Origin of the sequence: Bradyrhizobium sp. SZCCT0148, assembly GCF_018129985.1 — a bacterium.
Classification (GTDB): Bacteria; Pseudomonadota; Alphaproteobacteria; order Rhizobiales; family Xanthobacteraceae; genus Bradyrhizobium; species Bradyrhizobium japonicum_H.
Window position 1 is genome coordinate 738,234 of record NZ_JAFCKT010000001.1, and the last position, 20,498, is coordinate 758,731.

The 20,498-nt window shown below is 64.1% G+C and carries 20 protein-coding genes; 8 read left to right on the plus strand and 12 right to left on the minus strand.

Annotated features, from left to right (window positions below):
- Window positions 1–216 precede the first annotated feature (216 nt).
- Entirely contained in the window at window positions 217–1,893 is a 1,677-nt protein-coding gene (locus JQ580_RS03505) for a tetratricopeptide repeat protein (protein ID WP_212278327.1), read from the plus strand.
- 151 nt (window positions 1,894–2,044) lie between these two features.
- Here JQ580_RS03505 and JQ580_RS03510 read toward each other — a convergent pair whose 3' ends face one another.
- The 6 genes from JQ580_RS03510 to napE all read right to left on the minus strand — a co-directional run bounded on the left by JQ580_RS03510 (window position 2,045) and on the right by napE (window position 7,432).
- Window positions 2,045–3,160, minus strand: coding sequence for an ATP-dependent DNA helicase (locus JQ580_RS03510; RefSeq protein WP_212278328.1), 1,116 nt, complete (start codon window positions 3,158–3,160; stop codon window positions 2,045–2,047).
- Between the two features lie 99 nt (window positions 3,161–3,259).
- Window positions 3,260–3,913: a NapC/NirT family cytochrome c gene (locus JQ580_RS03515; RefSeq protein WP_249133912.1), complete on the minus strand. Its 654-nt coding sequence runs from the start codon at window positions 3,911–3,913 to the stop codon at window positions 3,260–3,262.
- On the minus strand, window positions 3,910–4,380 hold the full coding sequence (locus JQ580_RS03520; protein WP_212278329.1) for a nitrate reductase cytochrome c-type subunit: 471 nt from the start codon (window positions 4,378–4,380) through the stop codon (window positions 3,910–3,912). The genes JQ580_RS03515 and JQ580_RS03520 overlap by 4 nt, the downstream gene beginning before the upstream one ends.
- Window positions 4,377–6,890, minus strand: coding sequence for a nitrate reductase catalytic subunit NapA (napA, locus tag JQ580_RS03525; protein ID WP_212278330.1), 2,514 nt, complete (start codon window positions 6,888–6,890; stop codon window positions 4,377–4,379). The genes JQ580_RS03520 and napA overlap by 4 nt, the downstream gene beginning before the upstream one ends.
- 16 nt (window positions 6,891–6,906) lie before the next feature.
- The gene (locus JQ580_RS03530; protein ID WP_212278331.1) at window positions 6,907–7,221 is read right to left on the minus strand and encodes a chaperone NapD; all 315 of its coding nucleotides are present in this window, start codon (window positions 7,219–7,221) and stop codon (window positions 6,907–6,909) included.
- A 25-nt stretch (window positions 7,222–7,246) separates the two neighbouring features.
- Window positions 7,247–7,432 carry a periplasmic nitrate reductase, NapE protein gene (napE, locus tag JQ580_RS03535; protein WP_094893482.1) on the minus strand — a complete coding sequence of 62 codons (186 nt, stop codon included), beginning with the start codon at window positions 7,430–7,432 and terminating at the stop codon, window positions 7,247–7,249.
- A gap of 264 nt (window positions 7,433–7,696) precedes the next feature.
- Between napE and JQ580_RS03540 the strand changes: the two genes are divergently transcribed.
- Window positions 7,697–8,896, plus strand: a complete 1,200-nt coding sequence (locus JQ580_RS03540) for an LLM class flavin-dependent oxidoreductase (protein WP_212278332.1) — start codon at window positions 7,697–7,699, stop codon at window positions 8,894–8,896.
- A gap of 356 nt (window positions 8,897–9,252) precedes the next feature.
- On the opposite strand, the gene JQ580_RS03545 is transcribed toward JQ580_RS03540, so the two are convergent.
- The 3 genes from JQ580_RS03545 to JQ580_RS03555 form a co-directional block, all read right to left on the minus strand.
- The gene (locus JQ580_RS03545) at window positions 9,253–9,501 is read right to left on the minus strand and encodes a hypothetical protein (RefSeq protein WP_212278333.1); all 249 of its coding nucleotides are present in this window, start codon (window positions 9,499–9,501) and stop codon (window positions 9,253–9,255) included.
- 17 nt (window positions 9,502–9,518) lie between these two features.
- Entirely contained in the window at window positions 9,519–9,686 is a 168-nt protein-coding gene (locus JQ580_RS03550) for an RNA-binding protein (protein ID WP_212278334.1), read from the minus strand.
- 122 nt (window positions 9,687–9,808) lie between these two features.
- A complete protein-coding gene (locus tag JQ580_RS03555) occupies window positions 9,809–10,315 on the minus strand; it encodes a response regulator (RefSeq protein WP_212278335.1) in 507 nt (168 codons plus the stop codon).
- Between the two features lie 18 nt (window positions 10,316–10,333).
- Between JQ580_RS03555 and JQ580_RS03560 the strand changes: the two genes are divergently transcribed.
- Window positions 10,334–11,212: a L,D-transpeptidase gene (locus JQ580_RS03560; protein ID WP_212278336.1), complete on the plus strand. Its 879-nt coding sequence runs from the start codon at window positions 10,334–10,336 to the stop codon at window positions 11,210–11,212.
- 75 nt (window positions 11,213–11,287) lie between these two features.
- Here JQ580_RS03560 and JQ580_RS03565 read toward each other — a convergent pair whose 3' ends face one another.
- A complete protein-coding gene (locus tag JQ580_RS03565) occupies window positions 11,288–11,932 on the minus strand; it encodes a Rossmann-fold NAD(P)-binding domain-containing protein (RefSeq protein ID WP_212278337.1) in 645 nt (214 codons plus the stop codon).
- 216 nt (window positions 11,933–12,148) lie between these two features.
- Here JQ580_RS03565 and JQ580_RS03570 point away from each other — a divergent pair, with 216 nt between their 5' ends.
- The 5 genes from JQ580_RS03570 (at window position 12,149) to JQ580_RS03590 (ending at window position 17,621) form a co-directional block, all read left to right on the plus strand.
- Window positions 12,149–13,315: a cytochrome P450 gene (locus tag JQ580_RS03570; protein ID WP_212278338.1), complete on the plus strand. Its 1,167-nt coding sequence runs from the start codon at window positions 12,149–12,151 to the stop codon at window positions 13,313–13,315.
- Window positions 13,316–13,512: 197 nt separating this feature from the next.
- Window positions 13,513–15,279 carry an alginate export family protein gene (locus JQ580_RS03575; RefSeq protein ID WP_212278339.1) on the plus strand — a complete coding sequence of 589 codons (1,767 nt, stop codon included), beginning with the start codon at window positions 13,513–13,515 and terminating at the stop codon, window positions 15,277–15,279.
- Between the two features lie 25 nt (window positions 15,280–15,304).
- Window positions 15,305–16,303, plus strand: coding sequence for an SDR family NAD(P)-dependent oxidoreductase (locus JQ580_RS03580; protein WP_212278340.1), 999 nt, complete (start codon window positions 15,305–15,307; stop codon window positions 16,301–16,303).
- A 483-nt stretch (window positions 16,304–16,786) separates the two neighbouring features.
- Complete coding sequence (locus JQ580_RS03585) at window positions 16,787–17,368, plus strand: flavin reductase family protein (protein ID WP_212278341.1); 582 nt, start codon at window positions 16,787–16,789, stop codon at window positions 17,366–17,368.
- A 94-nt stretch (window positions 17,369–17,462) separates the two neighbouring features.
- Window positions 17,463–17,621 carry a hypothetical protein gene (locus JQ580_RS03590; RefSeq protein WP_164718287.1) on the plus strand — a complete coding sequence of 53 codons (159 nt, stop codon included), beginning with the start codon at window positions 17,463–17,465 and terminating at the stop codon, window positions 17,619–17,621.
- 82 nt (window positions 17,622–17,703) lie between these two features.
- On the opposite strand, the gene JQ580_RS03595 is transcribed toward JQ580_RS03590, so the two are convergent.
- Window positions 17,704–18,852 carry a M20 family metallopeptidase gene (locus JQ580_RS03595; RefSeq protein ID WP_212278342.1) on the minus strand — a complete coding sequence of 383 codons (1,149 nt, stop codon included), beginning with the start codon at window positions 18,850–18,852 and terminating at the stop codon, window positions 17,704–17,706.
- A gap of 251 nt (window positions 18,853–19,103) precedes the next feature.
- Window positions 19,104–20,489, minus strand: a complete 1,386-nt coding sequence (gene flbD, locus JQ580_RS03600) for a sigma-54-dependent transcriptional regulator FlbD (RefSeq protein ID WP_212278343.1) — start codon at window positions 20,487–20,489, stop codon at window positions 19,104–19,106.
- Between the last annotated feature and the right edge of the window lie 9 nt (window positions 20,490–20,498).

Here is a 20,498-nt window from a genome sequence, read left to right on the forward strand (position 1 = left end):
CGGGCGAACAGCCTGCCCGGCGGCGTTTTCGCACCATCCAAGGTACGGACGCGACTGCCGAATGTTACGACCCGACGGACACGAGTCCGTGAAATAAGCCGTGCGGGACTAGCCGCGCGCCGGCGGCTTGGCGAGACCGGGAACTCCGCGCTAGATGAACCCGGGCGGTCGCCGATCGACTCAAAACCAACTTGCTGGCTGGAGCAGGCCGAGATCATGTCGCGCGCGGCTTTCCTGACCCTTGTCACCCTAGTCGCCGGCGTGTCGACCGCCGCGGCCGATCCGCAGGCCGACGACCTCACCCTCTGCCGCGACCGCCAGGCCGAGACACAGGCGCGCGCGAGCGCCTGCGACAATCTCCTGAAGACCGACAAGCTCAGCGGCAAGGACAAGGCGATCGCGCTCTCCGTGCGAGGCAACACGCTGCTCAATAAGCCGGACTACGTCCGTGCGATCGAGGTGCTGTCGATGTCCCTCGACCTAGATCCCGACAACGTCGTGACGCTCAATTTGCGCGGCCTCGCATACTACCGCTCGGGCAAGGACGACCTCGCGTTGGCCGACTACAATCTCGCGCTGCAGAAGCGCCCGAACTACGGCGTTCCCTACAACAATCGCGGCGTGATCCTGCTGCGCCAAGGGGCGCTGCAGAGCGCGCTCGAAGATTTCAGCCAGTCGATCAGGCTGACGCCCAAATTCATTCTCGGCTGGACCAACCGCGCCCGCGTGCGCACGCTGCTGAAGGACTACGACGGCGCGCTCGAAGATTTCGCCGAGGCCGAGAAGATCGACCCGGACGCGCCGCAGATCGCCGGCAACCGATGCATCACCTACGGCCTGATGGGCAGGTTCGATAAGGCGCTCGCCGACTGCAACGGCCTGATCGACAAGCAGCCGAAGAACGTCTTCGCCATCAATAATCGAGCCGACGTCTATCTTCTGAAGGGCGATCTCGATACCGCGCTGAAGGGCTACAACGCTGCGCTTCAGATCAACCCCAACAACATTCGCGCTCATTCCGCCCGCGGCCAGATCTACGAGCGCCGAAAAGATCTCGCGCAGGCGCGCGCCGACTATCGCGCCGCGGCGTATTCGCTGACCAAGTTCGACGAGCCCGACGTCGCGCGCGCCCGCGCCATCGCGCAGGAGCGGCTCGCCGCGCTGACGCCGGGAGGCGCGCCCAGCGGACGACGCGTGGCGCTGGTCATCGGCAACGGCGCCTACACCAGCGTCCATGCCCTGCCCAATCCTCCGCGCGACGCGAAATTGATCGCAAACGCGCTGAAGGACGTCGGTTTCCAGACCGTGATCTCCGTCAATGACCTCACCCGCGACAAGTTCTTCGCCGCGTTGAAGGCCTTCGCGGAGGAAGCAGAGAAGGCCGACTGGGCCATGGTCTATTACGCCGGTCACGGCTTCGAGATCGGCGGGGTCAACTATCTCGTTCCCGTCGACGCCAAGCTCGCCGCCGACAAGGACGCCGAGACACAGGCGGTCGCGCTCGAGCAGGTGATCGCCGCGGTCGGCGCCGCGCGAAAAATGCGTCTCGTGGTGCTCGACGCCTGCCGCGACAACCCGTTTGCGCCGGCGATGCAGCGCACGCTGTCGCTGAAGCTGGTCGACAAGGGCTTCTCCAACATCGAGCCCGGCGCCGGCTTCATGGTTGTCTACGCCGCCAAGCACGGCGAGACCGCAATGGACGGCGACGGCAGCGCCAACAGCCCGTTTGCCACCGCGCTCGCCCGCGAGATCAAGCAGCCCCGCGTCGAGATCAGGAAGCTGTTCGACATCGTCCGCGACGACGTCTGGGCCGCGACGAAGCATGGGCAGCAGCCGTTCACCTACGGCTCGCCGCCGGGCCGTGAAGATTTCTATTTTGTCGCGGGGAAATGAGGGCGCGCGTATGAGACACGACGGCAGGGAGTGTAGCCCGGATTGAGCGTAGTGCCGTAGGGTGGGCAAAGCGAAGCGTGCCCACGCCTAGTTCTTATGGAGGGAGATGGTGGGCACGGCGCGTTGCGCCTTTGCCCACCCTGCGGCAGCGTCACACCACGATGCTCAACCTTTTCGCCGCCCGCGTGATTCCCGTGTACAGCCACCTTGCTCGGCTGTCCTGGAACGCAAAGCTCTCGTCGAACAGCACGACGTCGTCCCATTGCGAGCCCTGCGACTTGTGTACGGTGAGCACGTAGCCGTAATCGAACTCGTCATAGGGCTTGCGCTGTTCCCAGCCGATCTGCTCGACGCCACCTTCGAAGCAATCGGCGCGCACCGAGACCTTGGTCACCTTGTGGCCGAAATCCTCGTCCGGCGACAGCCGCATCGACAGGATGCGCGATTTGGAGCGCGAGGTGTTGCGCGACTTCACCCGCCACAGGCCGCCGTTGAACAGGCCTTTCTTGCGGTTGTTGCGCAGGCACACCAGCTTGTCGCCGGCGACCGGGAAGACGTCCTCGATGTTCTGGCGCTGGCGCACCCGCATGTTGTAGGCGCGCCTGGTGTTGTTGCGGCCGACCAGGACCTGGTCGGCGCCCATGACGCGATCGGGATCGAGCTCCTTGCGCGAGACCACCTCGCTCTCGCCGTAGCGGCCGATGTCGAGCTCGCGTCCCTCGCGCACGTCCATCGACATCCGCACGATCGGATCGTCCTGGGCCTGGCGGTGCACCTCGGTCAGCATCGCGTCGGGTTCGGTGTTGGTGAAGAAGCCGCCGCCCTGGATCGGCGGCAGCTGCGCGGGATCGCCCAGCACCAGCAGCGGGCAATCGAACGACATCAGGTCGCGCCCCAATTCGGCGTCGACCATCGAGCATTCGTCGATCACGATCAGCTTGGCCTTCGAGGCCGGCGCGTCATCCCATAGCTCGAAGCTCGGCTGCTCCTCGCCGGATTCACGGGCGCGGTAAATCAGCGAGTGGATGGTGGAGGCGTCGTCGCAGCCCTTGTTGCGCATGACGAGGGCGGCCTTGCCGGTGAAGGCGGCGAACTTCACATCGCCGTCGACGCCGTCGGCGATGTGCCGGGCGAGCGTGGTCTTGCCGGTCCCGGCAAAGCCGAACAGGCGGAACACCGGCGGCGTACCGTTGCGGCCCGGCTTGGCCTTGAGCCAGTCGCCGACGGCCTTGAGCGCGGCATCCTGATGCGGGGTGAATGTGGCCATGTCTGCTTTGAGGAGGGGCGAAACGAGGCGATTCGCCAACCCTCAAACTAACCATTCGCCCCGCCGGTTCAAGCGGGGCGAACCCGGCCGCCGGCGCCCCTACTGCCAGCCGGGCACACCCCGCATGTCCGGCAATTGGTGGGCGATGCCCTTGTGGCAGTCGATACAGGTCTTTTCCTTGGTGAACAGGAAGCGCTGGTGGGCGACCGAGGCGCGCGGCGACTGCTTGGTGATGTCCATGGAATCGGCGCTGTGGCAGTTGCGGCATTCCAGGGAATCGTTGGCCTTGAAGCGCGCCCACTCGTGCGCGGCGAGTTCGAGGCGGTGGTCCTGGAATTTTTCCCGCGTGTTGATCGTGCCGAAAATCTTGCCCCAGACTTCCTTGGAGGCCTGCATCTTTCGCGCGATCTTGTCGGTCCAGTTGTGCGGGACGTGGCAGTCCGGGCAGGTCGCGCGGACCCCGGAGCGGTTGCTGAAATGGATCGTCGACTTCAGCTCGGCGAAGACGTTGTCCTTCATCTCGTGGCAGCCCGTGCAGAACTTCTCGGTGTTGGTGATCTCCAGCGCCGTGTTGAAACCGCCCCAGAAGATCACGCCGGCAACGAAACCGGCGAGGACCAGGGTGCCGAGCGCGAACACCGAGCTCGGCCGGGTCAACACCCGCCAGAGCTCCAGCGCAAAGTCCCAGCTTCGCGCGATGAAGCCGCGCTTGGTTTTCAACGCAGTATTGGGCCCGTCGGCGGTCGTCGTCATCGCCGTCCACCCGGGCTCGAGCGCGACAGCAGCGTGTCGATGTCGGTGAAGTCGTTGCTGACCGGTGGATTGGCCGTGCTCTGCGGCACGTGGCATTCGGTGCAGAAGAAGCGACGCGGCGAGATCGAGGCCAGGAACTGGCCGTCGCGGTCCATGAAATGCGTGATCGAGACCATCGGCGCCTGCGATTCCGCCGTGCGCGCGCGCGCATGGCACGACAGGCATTTGTTGCCGTTGAGGTCGATCTGATAGCCGTCGATCGTGTGCGGAATCACCGGTGGCTGCTCGGGATAGTTGCGCACCTCCCTCTCGGCGGTGTTGCGGTTCGGCAGGATCGGCGGTGCCGGACCCTCGTCATTGAGCGGCGCCGGGCCGCGCAGGCCCGACGTCACGGTCTGCGCGGTCAGCGAACTCGCGCCTGCTGCTACCGCGAAGGCGAGCAGGGCAATTCCAAATCGGTTCATCATGACAGGCTCACCCGCTCGATGCGCACGGCGCATTTCTTGAAGTCGGTTTGCAGCGAGATCGGATCGGTGGCGTCCAAAGTCACCTTGTTGATCAGCTTGGATTCGTCGAACCAGGGCACGAAGACGAGGCCGCGCGGCGGCCGGTCGCGGCCGCGCGTCTCGACGCGCGCGCGGATGAAGCCGCGTCGGGAGACCACCTTCACCTCGTCGCCGCGGCGAAGCTTGGCCTCCGAAGCATCGTCCGGATGCATGAAGCAGACGGCTTCCGGAAACGCCTTGTAGAGCTCGGGCACGCGGCGCGTCATGGTGCCGGAGTGCCAGTGCTCCAGCACGCGGCCGGTCGAGAGCCAGAACGGGTATTCGTTGTCCGGCGATTCCGCCGGCGGCTCATAAGGCAGCGCGAAGATGCGGGCCTTGCCGTCGGAGTGACCGTAGAATTGCACACCGGTGCCGGACTTGACGTAGGGGTCGCTGCCTTCGCGGAAGCGCCATTTCGTCTCCTGGCCGTTGACGACCGGCCAGCGCAGGCCCCGCTCGCGGTGATAGGTGTCGAACGGCGCGAGGTCGTGGCCGTGGCCGCGGCCGAACTGGGCATATTCCTCGAACAGGCCCTTGTGGACGTAGAAGCCGAACGCGTTGGACTCGTCGTTGAGATAGCCGGGCTCGATGTCGCTCACGGGGAATTTGTCGACCTGGCCGTTCTTGTAGAGCACGTCGAACAGCGTCTTGCCGCGAACATCCGGCTTCTTGGCGATCAGCTCCTCGGGCCACACCTCCTCGATCTTGAAGCGCTTGGAGAACTCCATGAGCTGCCAGAGGTCCGACTTGGATTCGCCGGGCGCCGGGACGAGCTGGTGCCAGAACTGGGTACGCCGCTCGGCATTGCCGTAGGCGCCTTCCTTCTCCACCCACATCGCCGTCGGCAGGATCAGGTCGGCGGCGAGCGCCGTCACCGACGGATAGGCGTCCGAGACCACGATGAAATTGTCGGGATTGCGGAAGCCGGGATAGGTCTCCTCGTTGACGTTGGGGCCGGCCTGCAGGTTGTTGTTGACCTGCACCCAATAGGCGTTGATCAGGCCGTCCTTCAGCATGCGGCTCTGCAGCACCGCGTGTGCGCCGTTCTTGTCGGGAATGGTGCCCTCCGGCAGCTGCCAGATGTGCTCGGCGTGGTCGCGATGCGCCTTGTTGGTCACGACCATGTCGGCCGGCAGGCGGTGCGAGAAAGTGCCGACCTCGCGCGCGGTGCCGCAGGCCGAGGGCTGGCCGGTCAGCGAGAACGGACTGTTGCCGGGCGAGGAGATCTTTCCGGTCAGCAGATGGATGTTGTAGACGAGGTTGTTGCACCAGACGCCGCGGGTGTGCTGGTTGAAGCCCATGGTCCAGAACGAGACCACCTTGGTTTTGGGATCGGCATAGAGCTCGGCGAGCGCCTCCAGCCGGTTCAGCGGCACGCCGGACATCTCGGCAGCCTTTTCCAGCGTATACTCCGAGACGAACTTGACGAACTCGTCATAGCTCATGTCGGTGGAGTCGTTGGCCTTGGCGGCCCCGGTAGCCTTCTTCTGCAGCGGATGCTCGGGCCGCAACCCATAGCCGATATCGGTCTGGCCGCGCTTGAACACGGTGTGCGCGGCGACGAAGTCCTTGTTGACCCGGCCGGTCTTGATGATGTGGTTGGCGATGGCGTTGAGCAAATAGAGGTCGGTCTGCGGCTTGAACACCATGCCGATGTCGGCGAGGTCGAACGAGCGGTGTTCGAAGGTCGAGAGCACGGCGACCCGGACATGCGGCGCCGACAACCGGCGGTCGGCGAGGCGCGTCCACAGGATCGGATGCATCTCCGCCATGTTGGAGCCCCACAGCACGAAGGCGTCGGTGGCCTCGATGTCGTCATAGCAGCCGGGCGGTTCGTCGATGCCGAAGGTGCGCATCATGCCGGCGACCGCGGATGCCATGCAGTGGCGCGCATTGGGATCGATGTTGTTGGTGCGGAAGCCGGCCTTGAACAGTTTCGAGGCGGCATAGCCTTCCCAGATCGTCCACTGGCCGGAGCCGAACATGGCAACGCCGTTCGGCCCGCGCTTCTTGATCGCGTCCTTCCACTTCACCTCCATGATGTCGAAGGCTTCGGTCCAGGACACGGGCGTGAACTCGCCATTCTTGTCGTACTTGCCGTTCGTCTTACGCAGCATCGGCTGCGTCAGGCGGTCATGGCCGTACATGATCTTGGAGAGGAAGTAGCCCTTGACGCAGTTGAGGCCGCGATTGACCTCGGCCTTGATGTCGCCGTGGGTCGCGACGACGCGATTGTCCTTGGTCGCGACCATCACCGAGCAGCCGGTGCCGCAGAAGCGGCATGCGGCCTTGTCCCATTTCATCTCTGCGTTGCTGCGCTCGGTGACGAGGTTGGCGGCGAGTGCCGGAGCGGGCATGCCGGCTGCCGCGGCAGCGATGGCAGCCGCCTCGAGCTTCAGCATCTGGCGGCGGTCGAGCTTGGGCGATGACATGATGGCTCTTCCTTGGTCAGGCGGTTTCGATGGCATGGAAGACGAGCGCCGCGGAATAGACGTCGGGCAGCGACTGGATGGTATTGAGAAGGCTGCCGAGGTTGCCGGCGTCGGGCGCTTCGGTCACGACAACGAGCTTGCCGCGCGCATCGCGGCCGTGAATCTCACAGCCGGGAAGGGCGTTGATCGCGGTTTCCAGATCGACCAGGCGCTCGGGGCGCGCCTGCACGATGATGCTGGCGATCTCGCATCCGGGTGGTGCGATGACGCGCTCAGTGCTGAGCACCCGGCCGGTAATCAAGGCGCGGCGATTGAGTTTGGCGTTGGCCATGATGCCTGTCTTTCGTTGTCGGGGATCAATGCGGGGAGGGCGGCGGGCCGGGAGGACCGGCGAACATCTGGTAGATCCAGACGCCGAGGCCGTAACTGCCCACGGTTCCGACCGCGAGGACGGGCATCACGACCGCGGTCAGGAACAGGAAGGCGAAAATCTCCATGCGCTTACGGCGCACGCGCGACATCGCGTCGTCAGGGGCCGACATGTTCGGTCTCTCAAGATGTGATGGGAATCGAGACGGCATCCGGGCCGTTGCCTTGCTGCACTTCTGGTACAAAAGGGCCGGCGCGGCGTTGATCTGGATCAAGCGCGGGCCTGCACTGATGTCGCAGCGCCGCGCGGCAAGGCCAGGTGTCCGCCGCCATTCGAGGGGAGGATCAATCTCCCGCACGGCGGAATTGGCGCTCCATGGACAGCGGCGCCTCGCCCATTAAAATGAGCCTAACCATAAAAAGCGGGAGAGCGCGCCATGAAGTTCGGCATCTTCTACGAGCTGCAACTGCCCCGGCCTTGGGTGGCCGGCGACGAGCTCGGGCTCTACCAGAACGCGCTCTCGCAGATGGAGCTCGCCGACCGCCTCGGCTACGACCACGCCTGGGTGGTCGAGCATCATTTCCTCGAGGAATATTCGCACTCGCCCTCGCCAGAATCCTTTCTCGCCGCCGCAAGCCAGCGCACGAAGAAAATCCGGCTCGGTCACGGCATCCTGCAGCTCACCACCAACCATCCGGCGCGCGTTGCCGAGCGGGTCGCGGTGCTCGATCTGCTCTCCAACGGCCGCTGCGAATTCGGCATGGGCGAGAGCGCCTCGATCACCGAGCTGACGCCGTTCGGCCGCGACATGGAGACCAAGAAGGAAGTGTTCGAAGAGGCGGTCGCCGCGATCTTCCCGATGTTCAAGGACGCGGGCAGCGAGCATCACGGCAAGTATTTCGACATTCCCCTGCGCAACGTGGTCCCGAAACCCGTACAGAAGCCGCATCCGCCGCTGTGGATGGCGTGCTCGCAGCTGCCGACCATCGAGCGCGCCGGCCGCCACGGCTTTGGTGCGCTCGGCTTCCAGTTCGTCAGCGCCGATGCCGCGCATGCCTGGGTGCACGCCTATTACAACGCCATGACCAAGCGGCTTCACAAGCTCGCCGACTACAAGATCAATCCGAACATGGCGCTGGTGTCGTTCTTCATGTGCGCAAAGACCGACGAGGAGGCGCGCGCCCGCGCCGACGGCGCCACCTTCTTCCAGTTCGCGCTGCGCTTCTACGGCGCCGCGCAGAACCGCCAGCGGCCCGCGCCCTACACGGTCAACATGTGGGACGAGTACAACAAGTGGAAGCGCGACAATCCGGAGGCGCAGGAGGCGGCGTTGCGCGGCGGCCTGATCGGCTCGCCCGAGACGATCCGCAGGAAGCTGAAACGCTTCCAGTCCTCACACATCGACCAGGTCATCCTGCTGAATCAAGCCGGCAAGAACAGCCACGAGCACATCTGCGAATCGCTGGAGCTGTTCGGCCGCGAGGTGATGCCGGAATTCCAGAACGATGCGGCGCAGGAATTGTGGAAGCAGGGCGTGATGAGCGGCGAGATCAAGCTCGAGGAGATCGACACCGAGGCGTTCACGGACCGCTACGGCAAGCTCGCGATCAACGTCGCCCCGGCGAAGGCGGGATAGGCGCCCTGCATCCGGCACGACAGTGTCGACCGACCCCACTCTCGTGTCCGGACAAGGGGCGAACGGCTGCGACCGATAGCACCCGCGATGTTTCCGATCGTGCTGGACCGCTCACGCCGAGCCGGAACAAGGAGGAGAGAAAAGCAAGCGGCCTCAGCCCGGGAAGGGTAATGAGCTGAGGCCGCTGACGCTTCGGCACGAGGCGAATCCAACCGAGGCCGGACGAGGTTAGGCTTTCTTCCTGGTCGCACGATGTTCACATCTGAACATACGCGCGACGTTGTTCTGTTCGATGCTTTACATCTCGTGAATGGGATGTTGCGGCGTGCTGGCTCGCCTGGCGCGAACCGATGGCATCAATTCGAGGCTGTCCTGCGCGGCCAATCGACGCCTTCGCCTGACGTACCAGCCAAATGCTCCGGCCATTCGATCGGCCTGCACACGAGCCCGCGACGTTCGATCTCCTTGAACAGACGTTCAGCGCGGTGTCTGGCGGGAAGCCCGACCAACCTGGTACCGGCCAACGCATCGGCCTGCACCTCGTTGCGAATGAACTCGTGCATCCGCATGATGAAATGATCGGAAAGTCCTGCGAATTCGCTCATGGTAAGCTGCGCTCTAGCTAGAAAAAAAGCCACTCGATCAGGCGCCAGCCGACCCATGAGAGTGCGGCGATCCATGCGATCATGGCGATGCCGACGGCGCCGAGGAATGCCAGCCCGACGGCGTAGTCGTTGGCCTCGCGACGCTTGGCCTTCGACAGCGTGTGCTTGTCAGTTCTCTCGAGCATGTCATCCCTGCCTGGTTGCCAGGCTAGCGAGAGCAGCTTCGATGGACAAACGCCGGCTCGAATTAACCTCACCGGTCAACCTTACCTGTCCCTACGGCCGGGCTCGCCGTTCGGATGCCGCGTCACTGGCGCGTCAAGGTGCGTATGGATTCCAGGAGCCGCTCGAGCCGGTAGGGCTTGTGGAGCATGATGCTCCCTGACACCGGGCGCGGATCTGATTGAGAGTATCCAGTGGCGTAGATGACGGGAATGGCGGGATGACTCTGTCTGCACCTTATTGCGACGTCCCACCCGGAAATCTGTCCCGGCAGCTTGACGTCCGTGAAGATGAGGTCGGGAGTAACTTCGGCGCAAAGCTGCAGCGCGTGCTCTCCGCTCTCGGCTTGCAGAACTTCGTGTCCGTGACCCTCCAATATGTCCACGACCACATCGCGGATCAGGTCTTCGTCTTCAACGACCAGAATTTGCAAATCATTCTCCCGGCTGGCACGCCCTGTTCCGGGCTTGCCTCGCTGTCGAGCGGGTTGCGAAGCATCAGGATCAAAAGCGTTAACCATCGACGGCGGTTCCATTCCGGGCGGAATTGCTTCGATGTTTCTTAAATCTTGCTGGATACCTCTGTTGGGCATGGTGACTGAGGCAAAGCGATGAAGAAGCGGGCCAAACGCGGAAAGGCAGAGACTTTCGCTCTGCCGATGGCCGCGCGCATTGCGATCGGCGTCGTGGCCGTCGCTGTCGTGGGCTACGGTTTGCTGTCCCGACCGGCGAGCGTGCAATCAGTCCGGAAGCCCGCACAGGAGGCCAAGGCATCGTCGACGCCGGTCTACGTGGCGCCTCCGGTTCATGCCGCAGCAGTGGCTCCGGCCCCGGCCGCAGTTCCAATTCCCCCGCCGGCTCCGGCGCCTCTGGCCGAGCCGCCAAAAGCCGATGCTGACGCTCCCGGAGCCCTGGTTCGGCAGGTGGTCGACTACGCCAGCCGCCAGACACCCGGCACCGTCATCATCGATACCGGAAATACATTCCTCTATCTCGTCCTGAACGACAGGCAGGCGATGCGGTACGGCATCGGTGTCGGCCGCGAAGGTTTTACATGGTCCGGCGAGCAGACTGTGGCCCGCAAGGCCGAATGGCCGGATTGGCATCCGCCCACTGAGATGATCGGGCGTCAGCCTTATCTGCCGCGATTCATGGCGGGCGGTCCCGGCAATCCACTCGGGGCGCGCGCGATGTATCTCGGCGAGACCGAATATCGCATTCACGGCACCAACAACCCCAATACGATCGGCAAGCGGGTATCGTCCGGCTGTATCCGGCTGACCAATGACGACGTCACGGACCTCTACGAGCGGGTGAAGGTCGGCGCGAAGGTGATCGTGCTGCCGGCTGATTCACCCCGCAGACCATCCCAGGGCACGCCGCCCGACGCCGCCTTCCGATTGCCGGATCCGGCATCGCCGTCGAAGCGGCCGTTGTCGGCTAACGCGCAAATGCCGTCACCCGGACCGAAGGTCGCCGAGGTTCGGTAGCTCCAGAGGTCTAGCTCCAAGGGCCTGCAGAGCGTCGCGCAGCATCGTCCGGCACGCGTAGCCCGACGGGCAGTGTCAGTTGCCACCATCAGCCAGTTGTCCGGCTCCAATGACGTGCTTTCCCGGCTCGCCGGCAACAGCCGCCTCGATGAGCCGCCGGGCCACATGGGTCACCGAACTGACGCGCGCAACCGGCGGCAACAGGGGCGATACAAAGCCCAGGACGTTCCGCACGGCTCGCTGTACCGGCCTGCTTTCGGCACGCTCGCCATCCAGGAATCCCGGCCGCAGAATCGTCAGGGACCGGAAAGCGAGCGCCCCGATCGCTTCCTCCACCTCGCCCTTCGTCCGTGTGTAGAGAAACAGGGATCGCGGGTCGGCGCCCAGCGACGATACCAGCGCGAAGCGGCCAACTCCGGCGTCGCACAGCCGTCGCGCGATCAGCAGCACCAGTTCGTAATCGACAGCTCGAAATGCTGCTGCCGACCCGGCCGCCGCCCGCGTCGTGCCGAGCGCGCAGATTGCGCCGTCGGCTCGCCATTCCTCTTTGCCGGCACCGGAAATCAGATCATCGAGCCGAGGGTTGCTGACCCGCTCCTCGGGCGGCAGTGCACGCCGCGTTGGCGCGATGATGCGTGTAACGCGGGAGTCCGCGAGAGCGAGTGTCATCGCGCGGCCACCAACCAGCCCCGTCGCGCCCAGGATGAGCAATGTGGTCATGACCGTTCCGTCTTGGCTTTGCAGGCTAAACCTTGCAGACCAAGAGTACAGGAACGGGTTGCCACGGCAAATTCGGGGAGCTTCTTGCCGTTTTGTCCCGTCAGCCTGACTTGCACCGAATTGCCTCCTGCCGTTCGTACCCATCACGAGGGACTGACGCCGGCGCTGTCGTTCGCTAGTCTGGCCTGAACGATACGACAACCTCGGGAGGCCGCCTTGAGCACCGCGCCGCACATCGATATCGACCCTGTCGCGTTCTGGGCCGATCCCTATCCGATGCTTGCGAAAATGCGCAAGGAGGTGCCGATCGCGTTCGTGCCGCAACTCGGCTCGACGCTGCTGACCAGCCGCGACGACATCTCGATCTCCGAGAAGCAGATCGACGTGTTCTCCTCGCACCAGCCCGCGGGCCTGATGAACCGGCTGATGGGCCACAACATGATGCGCAAGGACGGCGAGGCGCACCAGGTCGAGCGCCGCGCGATGTTTCCGACGGTCTCGCCGAAGACCGTGAAGGCGCATTGGACCGCGCTGTTCCAGGCCCATGCGGACCGCATCCTCGACGCGATCGAACCTAAGCGGATCGACTTCATGCGCGACTTCGCACTGCCGTTCTCCGGCGAATGCCTGAAGTCGATCACCGGGCTCACCAACATCGGCTATCAGGACATGGACGCGTGGTCGCAAGGCATGATCGAGGGCATCGCCAACTACGCCGGTGACCCCGAGGTCGAGGCGCGCTGCCACGCCGCGACCTCGGGCATCGATGCTGCGATTGACGACATCCTGCCGATGATGCGCAAGCGTCCCGACCAGAGCATTCTCGGTGTGCTGCTTGCCTCCGGCATGCCGATGGAGAGCGTACGCGCAAACGTCAAGCTCGCAATCTCAGGCGGCCAGAACGAGCCGCGCAAGGCGATCGCCGGCACGGTGTGGGCGCTGCTGACCCATCCCGAACAACTCGACCTTGTCAGGCGCGGTGAAGTGACCTGGCTCCAGGCATTCGAGGAATATGCCCGCTGGATCTCGCCGATCGGCATGTCGCCGCGGCGGATCGCAAAGCCTTGGAGCATCCGCGACGTCGCCTTCGAAACGGACGAGCGCGTGTTCCTGATGTTCGGCTCCGCCAATCGCGACGAGACCCATTTCGAGCGCGCCGACGAGTTCGACGTGCGCCGTGATACGGCCAAGAGCGTCGCGTTCGGCGCCGGCCCGCACTTCTGCGCCGGTGCCTTCGCCTCCCGCGCCATGATCGCCGACGTCGCGCTGCCGACCGTCTTTGCGCGGGCGAAGCAGTTGGAGATCGCCGACGACGAGCCGGTGCGGATCGGCGGATGGGCGTTCCGAGGGTTGCAGAATTTACCCGTCATTTGGTCGAGCTGAGCAGTCATCCAGAATCAGCACGCAAGTTTCACCTCGAGAGGGTGAGGGTGGTGACAAATTACCTCCCGCTCGCGCCGCAAAGAACTGCCAATCATTGCGGACGTCCACGAAGAGCTCGCGGTGTGGCAAAGGCGATCGGCATAGCTCTTTCGATCTCCCGTCGAAATCGCTAAGCTGGCCTCACCAGCGGCGAAGTTGTGACGATCAAAACCGGCGACATTTGGATGGCCGTGACGCTTCCAATCATGCGGCTTGCTCTGGTCCTGGCCGCCCCGATCTGCGCGTCGCTTACTCCGGCGATCGCGCAAGGCGTGGGTGGTATTGTTGATATCGATGAAAATGTGCGTATCGAGCAGGTTCGGATCGCTATCCAGAATCCGAGCGGTGATTCCGCCATCAACGGCAGGGTGATCGACGCGGTGCGCCGGACACTCGGGGTATTTCCGGGCGACTTGTTTTCCCGCACGCGGGTCGATTTTGCTCTGGTCTCCGTGCGCCGGCAGCCGCTGGTCGCTGCGACCGACTACAGCGTCGACCCCGGCGCCTCCGGTGGCGTGAACATCAATCTCAGGATCACGCTTGCCACCAGCGCTCTCGGCAAGAAACCAGGCGGCATGCTGCCGAACGGATCGCTCCGCGATTTTCCGGTACTTTATGATTGGGAAGGCACCTATGTGAAGCTTCGCCTCGAAGCGCTATCGATGTACTACGGCAACAACAATGCTTGGTACGGGCGTCCAGATGTCTTCCTCAAAGGGAATCCCTTGGTAGCAGGGACCCCCGCGGGGTCCGGCTACAGCCATTGGGCCGAGGGCTTCATTCATGCGGGCATCTACGGCATCACGCCGATCACGGATAATTTGAACGCGTATGCCGGCTTCAGCTCGATCCAAAGCGGTTCAGTCGGTCAGGAGTTGTTTACCGATCTCTCGCGGTCCTATTTCGGAGTCGAGGATGCATTTGTCGGTCTCGTTGGCGGTCGGACGGGTGACGTCGGAGACCGCCTGATCTTCAATGCATCCGTTGGCCGCCAGCGGTTCACGCTGGGCGACGGGTTCCTGATCATGAATACGGCGCAGAACGGCGAGATGCGCGCTGCGCTGCAGTCGAATCCCCGCTGGTCCGCCGATCTCCTGGGCTTGGCCCAGGTCAGGTACAACAACGTCAAGGCGGAGGTTTTCTATCTCAAGCCGGACGAGCTTCCTGTCGTCGATTCCGAGACCGCTCTGGTTGGCGCAAACGTAGAGGCAAAGCTGGGGCAGGCGTTTGATCTTGCTGGAAGCTATCTCTACGTCCCCGAATCGAAGTTTTCCTATTTCACGACCACACAAACGTTCAGCCGGCAGGGGCTCAGGGTTTGGGACGCTCGCCTTCGCTGGCAACCCAACCCGGCGGGCACTTCCGGCGTATTCTGGTCGAGCGAAGCGGCCGTGCAAACCAACGAGCATTTTCCGATGCTGGCGACGGCGTTTTACGGCGAACTTGGCTATTCCTTTGCGGAACTGCCATGGAGCCCAACAATCAGCTATCGCTACGCGCAATTCTCCGGCGACAATCCCACCACGTCCAGGTTCGAACGGTGGGATCCGCTCTATTCCGGCGGGACTGGAGAGCAATGGGTTCAGGGTCTCAATCACTTCAAGCTGTTTCAGGATTCCAACCTCGTATCGCACCGGTTTCAATTGCGATTGAGGCCGTCGGCAAATGTCGAACTCGTCCCCCAGTTCTGGATGTTTCGCGCGGACTCGCTGGCTAACCTGGGCGGCAATCCTGGCCTGTCATTCCTCGGCTCCAACGCGTTGGGAAGTGAAATCAATCTGACGGCGAAATGGTTCGTTTCGCGAAACGTCATGCTTCAGGGCCATGTTGCCGCAACGTTTCCAGGTGAGGCGGTGGTGCAGGCGCTCGGGCAGAAGCCCGGACCCTGGCTCAGCACGATGGGATTCTTGCGTATCGCCTACTGAATTCGAAAATGGAAAGGGACGCACCATGGAACGCAGAGATGTGCTGAAGGGAGTGGTTCTTGCCGCGGGCGCAGCGTCAGCGATCGGAGTGGCAGGAACACCAACGCCGGCTCACGCCCAGACGGCCGACGGTTCGGGACAGTCCATCCTGCCCGTCGATCCCGAGCTCACGTTTCCGGACAGGTTCAAGGGCAAGACGCTGCTGGTGACAGGGTGTGCAAGGGGCATGGGTGCCGCGGCGGCGCTTCGGGCCGCGCGCGAAGGCGCCAATATTGTTGGCGTGGACTGGATCGAAGATCTCGGCCGCCAAACGATCCAGCAAATTGTCGATAAAGGTGGGCGCGCCATTTTCGTTCATGGAGATGTTGGTGATCCCGCGGTCTGCGACCGCATGGTGAAGGCGGCGGTCGATACCTTCGGCGGGCTGGATCTGGCGCTCAACAATGCCGGCGTCATGGACGGCGTCCACTCAGGCGATCCGGTTGACTACGAGAAGCAGCGGCGTCTGATTTTCGCCCCGATTCATCAGGCGACGGACGAGTATTGGGACAATGTCTTCCGGACTAATGCCGCCGGCGTCTTTCGGTCGCTGCGCGCCGAATTGCGGCAGATGGTAGCGCAACAACGCGGCGGCGCCATTGTCAATGTCGGATCGATCGCTGGTATGACGGGGCTTGCCGGCAATCCGGCCTATGTGGCCAGCAAGCATGCCGTGAACGGTTTGACGCGCAATGCAGCCATCGACTACGCGCCTTACGGGATTCGCGTCAACTCCGTGAACATGGCTGCAACCGATACACCGATGGTCGCCCGCGCGGGCAAGCTGGTTGCCGAGGCGGCCAAGGACGCGCGGCTGACGATGGGACGCATCAAGACGCAAAGCACCCTTGCCTATACGGACCCGAACCATCGTCCTGCTACGGTATGGGAGCAGGTGAGCGTGATGTTGTTTCTGTTGTCCAGCGAAGCATCCAATTTGACGGGAGGCGTTTTCCCCACGGATGGTGGCTGGACTGGGTACTGACGGCGCCGGTCCGAAGCCGGTCGGGACGTCGTCGCGGGCATCGCAAAACCCCGGTTCACTGGGTCCGGCAAGGGTCGTTTTACCCCGAACGCCGCCGTGATGCCCTCACAACCCTGTTTTGCGCGACGGGTCAAATAAATCGGATAAGTAGCAACCGGCCGATCCGCGCACTTCGGCTACTGTGCATGGGGTTGTTTTCGCACTTTTGAGGTCGGGGCCTCCCGTGGCCGCGACAGAGGCGTGCGGCGCTCACATTCGCGTGCGGGAAGAATTTCCTGCATTTGCACCGTCGGTTGAAAGATCGATCGCGCCTGCGGCCGTCCGACAGCATGCGCATCAATCGCCATGACATCTCGACGCCTCCGGCTGGCCGCTCCATCGTTAGGCACTGTCGGTGGCTCGACGACCTGCTCCTCGAGCTACCTTTTGTCGGCGGACGATCGTACCTAGATAAGGGGAACCCCGACTCCGGGGAGCAATGCCATGAATGTAGTGCCCCGCGATCTCATGACCGAAATCCCCGTCTCGTCCGCCGATTTCCGCGGCGCCATGCGCCATCTCACCGGCGGCGTCAGCATCATCACCGCCGGGCGGGGCAAGGACATTACCGGCATGACGGTGACGTCGGTGGCCTCATTCTCGGTCGATCCCCCGACGCTGCTGGTCAGCATCAACCGCGATGCCTCGTCCTTCCCGTTGATCCGGCGCTATGGTGCCTTTGGGGTGAACATGCTCGCGGCCGACCAGCTCGACGTCGCCGAACGCTTTGCCGGCAAGGGCGGGCTGAAGGGGGCCGATCGTTTTCCGGGCAGCCAGTGGGTGACGGCGGTCTCCGGCGTTCCGCTGCTGGTCGGTGCGCTGTCCGCGGTCGATTGCGAGGTCGAGGAGATCGTCGAGCGCCATTCCCATGGCATCGTCATCGGCCGTGTCAGGTCCGTGAGCAATTCGGCCCGCAGTGCTGCGCTGGCCTATTGGCACGGCCAGTACGTGGCGGTCGACCAGGAGGAGGACGCGGCCACGCTGGCGGATGTCGGCGTTCCCGCGCGCAGCCGGCGCGGCGTTTGACCGCCGCAGGCTGTCGGCGCAGAGGCTGGTCTTTTCTCCGTCATCGCTCTAGAAGCGCCCTGGCCCCGTTTCGGGACTGCAATGGAGCGGATCGATGAAGCGTATCGCGACCTTCGCCTTCTATGCTGTCGGCGCGCTCGCGATCGCCTATCTCGCGCTCTACGCCTACGCGATGTTCTCGGGCCAGCCCGTGATCATCCCCGGCGATCCCATCCACATCTTCCGCAAGCCGGACGCGCCGAGTTACTCCTGAGTGGTGCATCACCGTGTGGCACGGCGCTCTCTCGATTCGTCATGGCCGGCCTTGACCCGCTATGACGACAGAGTGTGTGACTTCACCCCCGCAAAATTGCCAGCGCAAGCGCCTGCGCGCGCGGCACGATGCTGTCGATATCGAGATATTCCTCCGGCGTGTGCGCGAGCCCGCCGACCGGGCCGAGGCCGCAGATGGTCGGCGTACCGACCGCGGCGGTGAAGCCGGAATCGGCGCAGCCGCCGGAGAACTCGCCCTGCAGCGTGGTGAGCCCGGCCTCCCTTGCTGCAGCCTGGTAGCTTTCGAACAGCGCCTTTGATTCCGCGCTCTGCACCACCGGCACGAACTCGCCCTTGATCGTCAGCGTCGCATGCGTGCCCGGCACGTAGGATGTCGCGACGATGGCCTCGATCGCGCCCATCACCCGCGCACGATCGGCCGGATCGACATAGCGCAGGTCGATCTGGCCTTCGGCGTAGGGCGCGGTGGTGTTGACGGACTGACCGCCCGAGACCAGGCCGACATTGAGCGTGATGCCCTTGTCGAGGTCGGTGAGCGCGTGGATCTGCACGATCTTGTGCGCGAGCTCGCCGATCGCGCTGACGCCGGCGGCGAAATTGGCGCCGGAATGCGCGGCTTTGCCGGTGATGCCCAGATGCATGAAGATGCCGCCCTTGCGCCCGGTCACGATGTTGCCGGTGGGGCGGCCGGGCTCGGAATTGAACACGGCGCGGGCCGAGCGCCCCTCGCGCTCGATCACGGGCCGTGAGGAGGGCGAGCCGATCTCCTCGTCCGAGGTGATCAGCAGCTTGATGGGATGCGGGTTGCCGCCGAATTTGTGGAAGGCGGTGGCGACGAAGATGTTCATCACGACGCCGGACTTCATGTCGGCGACGCCGGGCCCATAGGCGCGGCCGTCCTTGATCGTGAACGGACGTCGCTCCGCTTCGCCCTTGCCGAACACGGTGTCGCGATGTCCCATCAACAGCACCGGCTTCTCGTTGCTGCCGGGCTTTGCGACGTCGGCATGGATCGCGTCGCCGAAGGTGGCGTCGGCCTCGCGCCGGCACGGAATGCCGTGCTCGGTGAAATGCCGCTCGAACCGCGCACCGACCGCATCGACGCCGTCCTTGTCATAGGAGCCGGAATCGATGTTCACGACGTCGCGCAGCAGATCGATCATCGCCTGCTTCTGCGATGCCAGCCAGTCCGTGATTTGAGCTTGAGACATGTGGTTCCTCGCGTGGTTCTCATGCGGGGTTATAGGGTCTGGCGTGGCGGCGACCTAGTCGCCGGATGCGGTGCCGCCATGTGTTCGCTCCCGTAGCCCGGATGAGCGGAGCGATATCCGGGATGCCACAAGGAGAGGTGTCCCGCATCTCGCTGCGCTCATGCGGGCTACCAGACCGTCACTGACGGCTCACAAAAAAATGCCCGGGACCGGCCCGGGCATTCGCAATCTCGGCCAGCGTGGACGCAGCCCTACGCCCCCACCATCGGCATGCGCGGATACTCGCGAGGCGCTCCCGCCGGGGTGATCGGGATGCCGCCGTCGGAATATTCGTTGAGCTTGTTGCGCAGCGTGCGGATCGAGATGCCGAGGATATTGGCGGCGTGGGTGCGGTTGCCGAGACAGTGCTTCAGCGTTTCCAGGATCAGGTCGCGCTCGACATCGGCGACGGTGCGCCCCACCAGCGCCCGCGTCACCTGCTCGGCGGCCATCGTGGCATGCGCCACGGCCGGCACGGTCTTGGCGAGGTCGAGGCGGTCGCCGTCCGGCGTCAGGATGGCGTCGGGGCCGATCTCGTCGCCCTGCGCCATCAGCACCGCGCGATGCATCGTGTTCTCGAGCTCGCGGACGTTGCCCTGCCAGCGGTTGGCCGAGAGCACGCGGCGTGCTTCCGCCGAGATCGGGCGTACCGGCACGCCGTTGGCCTCGGCGTATTTCTTCACGAAGTGCTGGGCGAGCTCGAGGATGTCGAGAGGACGCTCGCGCAGCGGAGGGATCTTCAAATTGACGACGTTGAGGCGGAACAGCAAATCCTCGCGGAACGTGCCCTCGCGCACGGCGTCCACCAGATTGCGGTTCGAGGTCGCGATGATGCGGATGTCGACGGGGACCGGCTTGGTACCGCCGACGCGATCGATCACGCGCTCCTGGATGGCGCGGAGCAGCTTGGACTGCAGGCGGACATCCATCTCCGAGATTTCGTCGAGCAGCAGCGTGCCGCCGGTCGCTTCCTCGAACTTGCCGATGCGGCGGGCGATCGCGCCGGTGAAGGCGCCCTTCTCGTGGCCGAACAGCTCGGATTCGAGCAGATGCTCGGGAATCGCGGCGCAGTTGATCGAGATGAAGGGGCGCTTGGCGCGGGCCGAACGGGTGTGGACGTAGCGGGCCAGCACTTCCTTGCCCGTTCCGGACTCGCCCGTGACCATCACCGAGGCATCGGAGCCGGCGATCTGCTGCGCAAGCTTGATCACCCTGGCCATCGACTCGTCGCGATAGACCAGCTCGCGGGAATCGTTGGCGACCGCGGCCAGCACCGCGGCGATCAGCTCGGGGTCCGGCGGCAGCGGGATGTATTCCTTGGCGCCGGCGTGGATCGCGGCGACCGCAGCGCGGGCGTCGTTGGTGATGCCGCAGGCGACGATCGGCGCGTGGATGTGCTCGGCCTCGAGCCGCATCACGAGGTCGCGGATGTCGAGGGCGACGTCGACCAGCAGCAGGTCGGCGCCCTTGCCGCCGCGCAGCACGCGCATCGCCTGATCGTGATCCTCGGCATGGGTCACGGTGGCGCCGTTGTCCATCGCGATCTTGGTGGCGGTGGTGAGCTGGCCCTTCAATGTGCCAACGATGAGAAGCCGCATGTCAGTCTC

Excerpts from the sequence above, each read along its gene's own strand:
- JQ580_RS03505 (WP_212278327.1), top strand. The coding sequence starts at position 217 with ATGTCGCGCGCGGCTTTCCTGACCCTTGTCACCCTAGTCGCCGGCGTG.
- JQ580_RS03510 (WP_212278328.1), bottom strand. The coding sequence starts at position 3,160 with ATGGCCACATTCACCCCGCATCAGGATGCCGCGCTCAAGGCCGTCGGC.
- JQ580_RS03515 (WP_249133912.1), bottom strand. The coding sequence starts at position 3,913 with ATGACGACGACCGCCGACGGGCCCAATACTGCGTTGAAAACCAAGCGC.
- JQ580_RS03520 (WP_212278329.1), bottom strand. The coding sequence starts at position 4,380 with ATGATGAACCGATTTGGAATTGCCCTGCTCGCCTTCGCGGTAGCAGCA.
- napA (WP_212278330.1), bottom strand. The coding sequence starts at position 6,890 with ATGTCATCGCCCAAGCTCGACCGCCGCCAGATGCTGAAGCTCGAGGCG.
- JQ580_RS03530 (WP_212278331.1), bottom strand. The coding sequence starts at position 7,221 with ATGGCCAACGCCAAACTCAATCGCCGCGCCTTGATTACCGGCCGGGTG.
- napE (WP_094893482.1), bottom strand. The coding sequence starts at position 7,432 with ATGTCGGCCCCTGACGACGCGATGTCGCGCGTGCGCCGTAAGCGCATG.
- JQ580_RS03540 (WP_212278332.1), top strand. The coding sequence starts at position 7,697 with ATGAAGTTCGGCATCTTCTACGAGCTGCAACTGCCCCGGCCTTGGGTG.
- JQ580_RS03545 (WP_212278333.1), bottom strand. The coding sequence starts at position 9,501 with ATGAGCGAATTCGCAGGACTTTCCGATCATTTCATCATGCGGATGCAC.
- JQ580_RS03550 (WP_212278334.1), bottom strand. The coding sequence starts at position 9,686 with ATGCTCGAGAGAACTGACAAGCACACGCTGTCGAAGGCCAAGCGTCGC.
- JQ580_RS03555 (WP_212278335.1), bottom strand. The coding sequence starts at position 10,315 with ATGCCCAACAGAGGTATCCAGCAAGATTTAAGAAACATCGAAGCAATT.
- JQ580_RS03560 (WP_212278336.1), top strand. The coding sequence starts at position 10,334 with ATGAAGAAGCGGGCCAAACGCGGAAAGGCAGAGACTTTCGCTCTGCCG.
- JQ580_RS03565 (WP_212278337.1), bottom strand. The coding sequence starts at position 11,932 with ATGACCACATTGCTCATCCTGGGCGCGACGGGGCTGGTTGGTGGCCGC.
- JQ580_RS03580 (WP_212278340.1), top strand. The coding sequence starts at position 15,305 with ATGGAACGCAGAGATGTGCTGAAGGGAGTGGTTCTTGCCGCGGGCGCA.
- JQ580_RS03585 (WP_212278341.1), top strand. The coding sequence starts at position 16,787 with ATGAATGTAGTGCCCCGCGATCTCATGACCGAAATCCCCGTCTCGTCC.
- JQ580_RS03590 (WP_164718287.1), top strand. The coding sequence starts at position 17,463 with ATGAAGCGTATCGCGACCTTCGCCTTCTATGCTGTCGGCGCGCTCGCG.
- JQ580_RS03595 (WP_212278342.1), bottom strand. The coding sequence starts at position 18,852 with ATGTCTCAAGCTCAAATCACGGACTGGCTGGCATCGCAGAAGCAGGCG.
- flbD (WP_212278343.1), bottom strand. The coding sequence starts at position 20,489 with ATGCGGCTTCTCATCGTTGGCACATTGAAGGGCCAGCTCACCACCGCC.